General features: G+C 61.7%; 4 protein-coding genes and 2 pseudogenes. 5 read left to right on the plus strand and 1 reads right to left on the minus strand.

Features of this window, described 5'->3' with window-relative positions; translation table 11 throughout:
• Positions 1-96: 96 nt before the first annotated feature.
• The 5 genes and pseudogenes from IVA82_RS33995 to IVA82_RS34015 all read left to right on the plus strand — a co-directional run bounded on the left by IVA82_RS33995 (position 97) and on the right by IVA82_RS34015 (position 5,552).
• Positions 97-1,314, plus strand: a complete 1,218-nt coding sequence (locus IVA82_RS33995) for an FAD-dependent monooxygenase (protein ID WP_247387031.1) — start codon at positions 97-99, stop codon at positions 1,312-1,314.
• Positions 1,315-2,172: 858 nt separating this feature from the next.
• Positions 2,173-2,958, plus strand: a complete 786-nt coding sequence (locus IVA82_RS34000; RefSeq protein WP_247387032.1) for an ABC transporter ATP-binding protein — start codon at positions 2,173-2,175, stop codon at positions 2,956-2,958.
• Complete coding sequence (locus tag IVA82_RS34005) at positions 2,955-3,668, plus strand: ABC transporter ATP-binding protein (protein ID WP_129268280.1); 714 nt, start codon at positions 2,955-2,957, stop codon at positions 3,666-3,668. The genes IVA82_RS34000 and IVA82_RS34005 overlap by 4 nt, the downstream gene beginning before the upstream one ends.
• Before the next feature lie 12 nt (positions 3,669-3,680).
• Complete coding sequence (locus IVA82_RS34010) at positions 3,681-4,559, plus strand: branched-chain amino acid ABC transporter permease (protein WP_247387033.1); 879 nt, start codon at positions 3,681-3,683, stop codon at positions 4,557-4,559.
• 2 nt (positions 4,560-4,561) lie between these two features.
• Positions 4,562-5,552 (plus strand): annotated as a pseudogene (locus tag IVA82_RS34015) (branched-chain amino acid ABC transporter permease).
• Between the two features lie 444 nt (positions 5,553-5,996).
• Here IVA82_RS34015 and IVA82_RS34020 read toward each other — a convergent pair.
• Positions 5,997-6,138, minus strand: a pseudogene (locus IVA82_RS34020) (IS701 family transposase); the annotation flags it as partial.

Below are 6,138 nucleotides of genomic sequence, written 5' to 3' on the forward strand. Positions count from 1 at the left end.
CCCCCTGGACAACGCCACACGGTCCTAAGTTCGGTCGCTCTCCGGCGCGATGCTGTCTCCGCACGGAAGTGGCCGGACCGCCTTTTGTGAGGATGAATGAAAGTCGGAAAGAAGATCCTGATCTGCGGGGCCGGCATTGCCGGCCCCGCATGCGCCTATTGGCTGCACAAATACGGCTACGCCGTCGTCGTCGTGGAAAGGGCGCAGACCCTCAGGGATGGCGGTCAGAACGTCGACATTAAGGGTGCGGGGCAGCAGGTCATCAAGATGATGGGCCTCGTTGATGAGATCGAAGCCAAGGACACCCTGGAACAGGGCCAGAAGTATCTCGATGCCGCGGGCAATCTGATCGCCACCTTTCCGAAGGGAGCCATCGGCACGCTGACGAGCGATTTTGAGATTCTGCGAGGTGATTTCGCCCGTGTCCTCTTCGAAGCCACGAACGCCGACTGCGAATATCGCTTCGGGAGGTTCGTCACCGACCTCGAAGACACCGGCGCTTGCATGTCGGTCACCTTCGACGACGGCTCAGTAGAAGACTTCGAACTGGTGATCTGCGCCGAGGGCACCGGCTCCGCAACCAGAGCCAAGATCCTGGCCCAAGAAACCCGCTTTCGCTACCTCGGCGCCTACATGTCGTTCTTCAAGGTTCCTCGACGCCCAGAGGACGACAACTGGGCTTATTCGGTCAACGGCGTGGGCGGCACATTCATCACCCTACGACCCGGGAACGAGACGGAGACGACCGTCCTGACGACCTTTCTCCGGAAGAATCACGACATCGAGGGCGACAATGTCGCGGCGAGACGGCGGTTGCTGCTCCAGGCGCTCAAAGGCCGAGGCACGATCGCCGATCGCATCACCGCACAGCTCGATACGGTCGAGGACTTCTATTTTGGGCCGATGAGCCAGGTAAAGGCCTTGACCTGGTCGAAAGGCCGGTTCGTCTTGATCGGCGACGCGGCGCACTGTCCGACACCGTTCACGGGGGCAGGTACGGCTCTCGGTTTGGTTGGCGCCTATGTGCTCGCCGGCGAGATCGGACGATGCGAGACCCACACTGAAGCCTTTGGCGCCTATGAAAAGTTGGTCCGCCCCTATGTCGAAGCGTCACAGAACCAGTTGAGTCCCCGCCTCATTCGGATAGTGCATGCGAAAACCTGGTTCGGGATTTCACTTACGCATCTCACTCAGAGAGTCTTCGCGAGCAGCGTCGTGCAAAAGCTGTTCAGACCGAGCCCGGCGAAGCGAGAAAAGCAAGTCGCAGAGGATTTCGTATTTCCGAGCTACGATGGCGGGAGAACGATGCGTTGAGCGCTCTTGCAAGTTGCTCATCAGCACAACCTTTGTGATGCGACAGTGCTGTGTCCGCGGGAATGCACGCTTCATGCGGCCTGCCCAACGTTCGTGCCCGCCGGCTCTTGAGCGATGCCGCCACTTTGGCCATCATGGCACCCCCGTCATTTTCGCAGCAGCCCGCCGCGTCAGCGCCTGACTCCCTCAAGAGCAAAAGTTGAGAGATCCTCAAAGGGGCGAGAGGAGGAGGCAAGGCCTTTCCAGATTCGCTGTCGAACACGTTCAAGGGGCTGTGCAAGAAAACCTGAGGACCGTTATGCGGCAAAAGCCCCGCGATGGCAGGCTTTGCCCGGATGGCGTTGACCTCAATCATCTCGAGCGCGAACTCGACCCGTTGCACTTTGATCGGCAAGCGGGTCGCCGCTCACCCCGCCGTTTGAAGACAGGGGGCGCGGAACAGAAGCGAGCGGAGATCATCATGTCCGAGCGTTCAACTCACCATCGCGCCCGTAAGCCGAAACTAGCCTCTACGGGGAAATCGCGGTTCACGGAGGAAAACGGAAGCAAGCTAGTGGACCAATAAGCCGTACCATCAAAGCACAGTGAACTCCTGCGCAAATGCGTCAGAAACATTTCCAGTAAGAAATCGGCAAAGTAGGTAGAGCCATGCTCCAAGCGTTGCGCTGTCGAGTTTCTACGAGACGCGTCCCCTTGACACTATCACTGAGAGGCTAAATGCACTTTCGGGCGGGAACACAATCGGAATACCTCAATGAGAACTAAGGCCGCTATGAAATCGACGAGCCCTCCGTATCAGCTAAACTTCAGCGACATTTGGAGCCCCTTCATTCCATCGACCGAGCGCGATTGAGGCCGATGCTGTCGGAAAGAAACCCTCCACTCCTGTTCATTCGCGACGTCAGCATCGTGTTCGGCGGCATCGTCGCGCTCAACGGCGTGTCCTTTGACATGCACAAGGGCCGGATCCTCGGATTGATCGGCCCCAACGGCGCCGGCAAGACCACGCTCTTCAACTGCCTCTCGCGGCTCTATCAGCCCTCGTCCGGCGACATCCTGATGGAAGGCGTGAGCATCCTGAAGCGGCAGCCGCACCGGATCGCCGAGATCGGCATCGGCCGCACCTTCCAGAACGTGGCGCTGTTTCCGAATTTGTCGGTGATGGACAATGTCCGCGTCGGCATGCACGCCCGCACCTCCAGTGACATCATCAGCGACTCGCTGCGGCTGGCCTGGATTCGCCGCAGCGAAACCAGCGTCAACAAGAAGGTGCACGAGATCCTCGCCTATCTCGACCTCGAGGATGTCGCCCATACCGTGGTGTCCGGCCTGCCGTTCGGCACGCAGAAGCGCGTCGAGCTGGCGCGGGCGCTCGCTGCCGATCCGAAGATCCTGCTGCTCGACGAGCCCGCCGGCGGCCTCAACCATGAGGAAGTCCATGTGCTCGGCGACCTCATCCGCCGCATCCGCGACGAGCGCCACATGACCGTGCTGCTGGTCGAGCACCACATGGGCCTCGTGATGTCGATCGCCGACCACGTCGTCGCGCTGAATTTCGGCAAGAAGCTTGCGGAAGGCACGCCGGCCCAGGTGCAGGTGGACCCCGACGTGATCAAGGCCTATCTCGGGAGCAAGGACCAATGACGACGCTGCTCAACGTCAAGGACCTGCGCGCCTATTACGGCCAGGTCCAGGCGCTCCATGGCCTGTCCTTTTCGCTCAACGAGGGCTCGCTGACGACGCTGCTCGGGGCCAACGGCGCCGGCAAGACCACGACGCTGCGCGCGATCTGCAACATGGTGCGCTCCACCGGCGGCATCGAGTTCGACGGCAAGCCGCTGAACAACCGCTCGACCGAGAACATCGTCCGTTTCGGCATCGCTCATGTGCCGCAGGGCCGCGGCACCTTCACCACCATGACGGTGGAGGAGAACCTGCAGCTCGGTGCCATCACCCGCAAGGACAGCGCCGGCATCGTCTCCGACATCGAGCGCATGTATGCGCATTTCCCGGTGCTCAAGCAGCGCCACACCCAGCAGGCCGGCACGCTCTCGGGCGGCGAGCAGCAGATGCTCGCGGTCGCCCGCGCCCTGATGCTGCGGCCGCGGCTGATGCTGCTGGACGAGCCCTCCTTCGGTCTCGCGCCGCTGGTGGTGCGCGACCTGTTCGGCATCCTCGGCAAGATCAACCGCGAGGACAAGGTGTCGATCCTGGTGGTCGAGCAGAACGCCCAGCTCGCGCTCGAGCTTGCCGACCAGGCCTATGTGATCGAGACCGGACGCATCGTGATGTCGGGCAACGCCAAGGACATCGCGAACAACGAAGAAATCCGCAAATCCTATCTGGGTTACTGAGGAGCCGGCACGATGGAGCTGTTTACCAACCAAGTGCTGGCCGGCATTGCCACCGGTGCAATCTACGCCTGCATGGCGCTCGCCGTGGTCATGATCTACCAGGCGATCGACCATCTCAACTTCGCGCAGGGCGAGATGGCGATGTTCTCGACCTTCATCTCCTGGCAGTTGATGCAATGGGGCGTGCCCTATTGGGGCGCATTCGTCATCGCGCTGGCGCTCTCTTTCGTCGGCGGTATCGTGATCGAGCGTATCCTGTTCAAGCCGCTGACGAAGGCGCCGGTGCTGACCAACGTCGCCGGCTTCATCGCGCTGTTCGCGATCATCAACTCGTCGGCCGGCCTGATCTGGGACTTCACCATCAAGCAGTATCCGACTCCGTTCGGCTCCTCGCCGTTCCTCGGCAGCCAGCTGATATCGACCCACCAGGCCGGCATGATCGGCGTCACCGTGCTGCTGCTGCTCGGCCTTTACTTCTTCTTCCAGTACACCAAGATCGGTCTCGCCATGCGCGCGGCCGCTTCGGTGCCTGAATCGGCTCGCCTCGTCGGCATCAACACGAGCTGGATGATTGCGCTCGGCTGGGGCATGGCGACCGCGATCGGCGCGATCGCCGGCATGCTGATCGCCCCCGTCGTGTTCCTCGAGCCCAACATGATGGGCGGCGTGCTGATCTACGGCTTCGCCGCGGCGGTGCTGGGCGGACTGACCAGCCCGTTCGGCGCCGTGGTCGGCGGCTTTCTGGTCGGCGTCTTCGAGAACCTCGCCGGCACCTACATCCCCGGCGTCGGCAACGAGCTGAAGCTCCCGATCGCGCTCGCGCTGATCATCTCCGTCCTGGTCGTCAAACCCGCTGGCCTGTTCGGCCGGCACATCGTCAAGCGAGTTTGATCATGAGCGCCGTAGAAGAAATCGTTGCCGAGGGACACCAGGCGGTCGAGGCCGTTCCGAAGCGGGCCATGACGCTGGGCACCGGCACCTCGCTGGTGGTGCTCGCCGCTGATCATCATGCCGGTCTTCGTCAAGAACTTCATCATCTTCCAGATGACGATGCTCCTGATCTACGGGCTTGCGGTGCTCGCGCTGAACATCCTGACCGGCGGCTCCGGCCAGTTCTCGCTCGGCCAGAGCGCCTTCTACGCCGTCGGCGCCTATACGACCGCGGTACTGATGGAGCATTTCAACGTCAACTACGCGCTGACCCTGCCGATCGCGGGCATCATCTGTTTCGGCTTCGGCTTCCTGTTCGGCCAGCCGGCGCTGCGACTCTCGGGCGTCTATCTCGCACTCGCGACTTTCGCGCTCGCGACCGCCTTGCCGCAACTGCTGAAGCTCGGCTATTTCGAGGGCTGGACCGGCGGCGTGCAGGGCCTGGTCGTCACCAAGCCCGACGCGCCATTCGGCCTGCCGATGTCGCAAGACCTTTGGCTGTATTACTTCTCACTGGCGATCACGATCGCGATTTACGTCGCTTCGGTCAACCTGCTGCGCTCTCGCTCGGGCCGTGCCTTCATGGCGATCCGCGACAACGAGATCGCGGCCGCCGCCATGGGCGTCGACGTCGCGCTCTACAAGACGCTGGCGTTCGGCGTCTCGGCCGCCATCACCGGCGTCGCCGGCGGCCTTGGCGCCATTGCGGTGCAGTTCGTGGCGCCAGACGGCTACACCATCACGCTCGCGATCTCCCTGTTCCTCGGCATGGTCGTCGGCGGCGTCGGCTGGTTGCCCGGCTCGATCGTCGGTGCCGCCTTCATCATCTTCGTGCCGAACATTGCGGAAAGCATCTCCAAGGGCATGTCGGGCGCCGTGTTCGGTGTGCTGCTGTTCCTCGTCATCTACCTCGTGCCGCAGGGCGCAAGGCAGGTCGCTAGCAAATTGAGATAGGCATAATCGGTGACGGGTCAAACCGAGACGCTTTGGTGTCCCAGTTGAGCCTAGCACAAGCATGTTTGCCCGCCTCAGATAAGTCGGCAAGCCGCAACGCGCTCCGGCAGGCCGATCTCGCCGGGCTCTTCCGTCGGTCAAGGCGTGGTCGCAATTCCTGGCGCAGTTTCGGTCCTGCCATAAGAAATTCGCAACCCTATCGTGCAGACCGCAAGATCTTGCAGCGCCGTCCAACGTGGCGCGTGGCATGGCTGCACCGCTATAGCTGCACCTAGCATTACAGTTGTCTTTTTGATTTGACATGAGCGCGTTGAGCGGCAGCCTGATGAGCTCTGCGCCAGAAAGACCATGCGATGATGCGTGCGGGTTGAATACGCTTTCGAGCAAGTCTGATGGCAATGCGGCGGATTTCCTGGATTGACCAACGGATCAGTGGCGGCGTGGTTATGCTTTGGCTTTTGCCGGGGGGCGACGTTTCGTTTTTTTGGGCGGTGGCGGATTAGCGCGATGTTGGATCGCGGCCATCATGGCGAAGGCGAGCATCACCAAGGACACATGACGGTGCCAGCCATGCCAGGATCTGCGC

It is taken from the genome of Bradyrhizobium sp. 142 (assembly GCF_023074015.1).
Classification (GTDB): domain Bacteria; phylum Pseudomonadota; class Alphaproteobacteria; order Rhizobiales; family Xanthobacteraceae; genus Bradyrhizobium.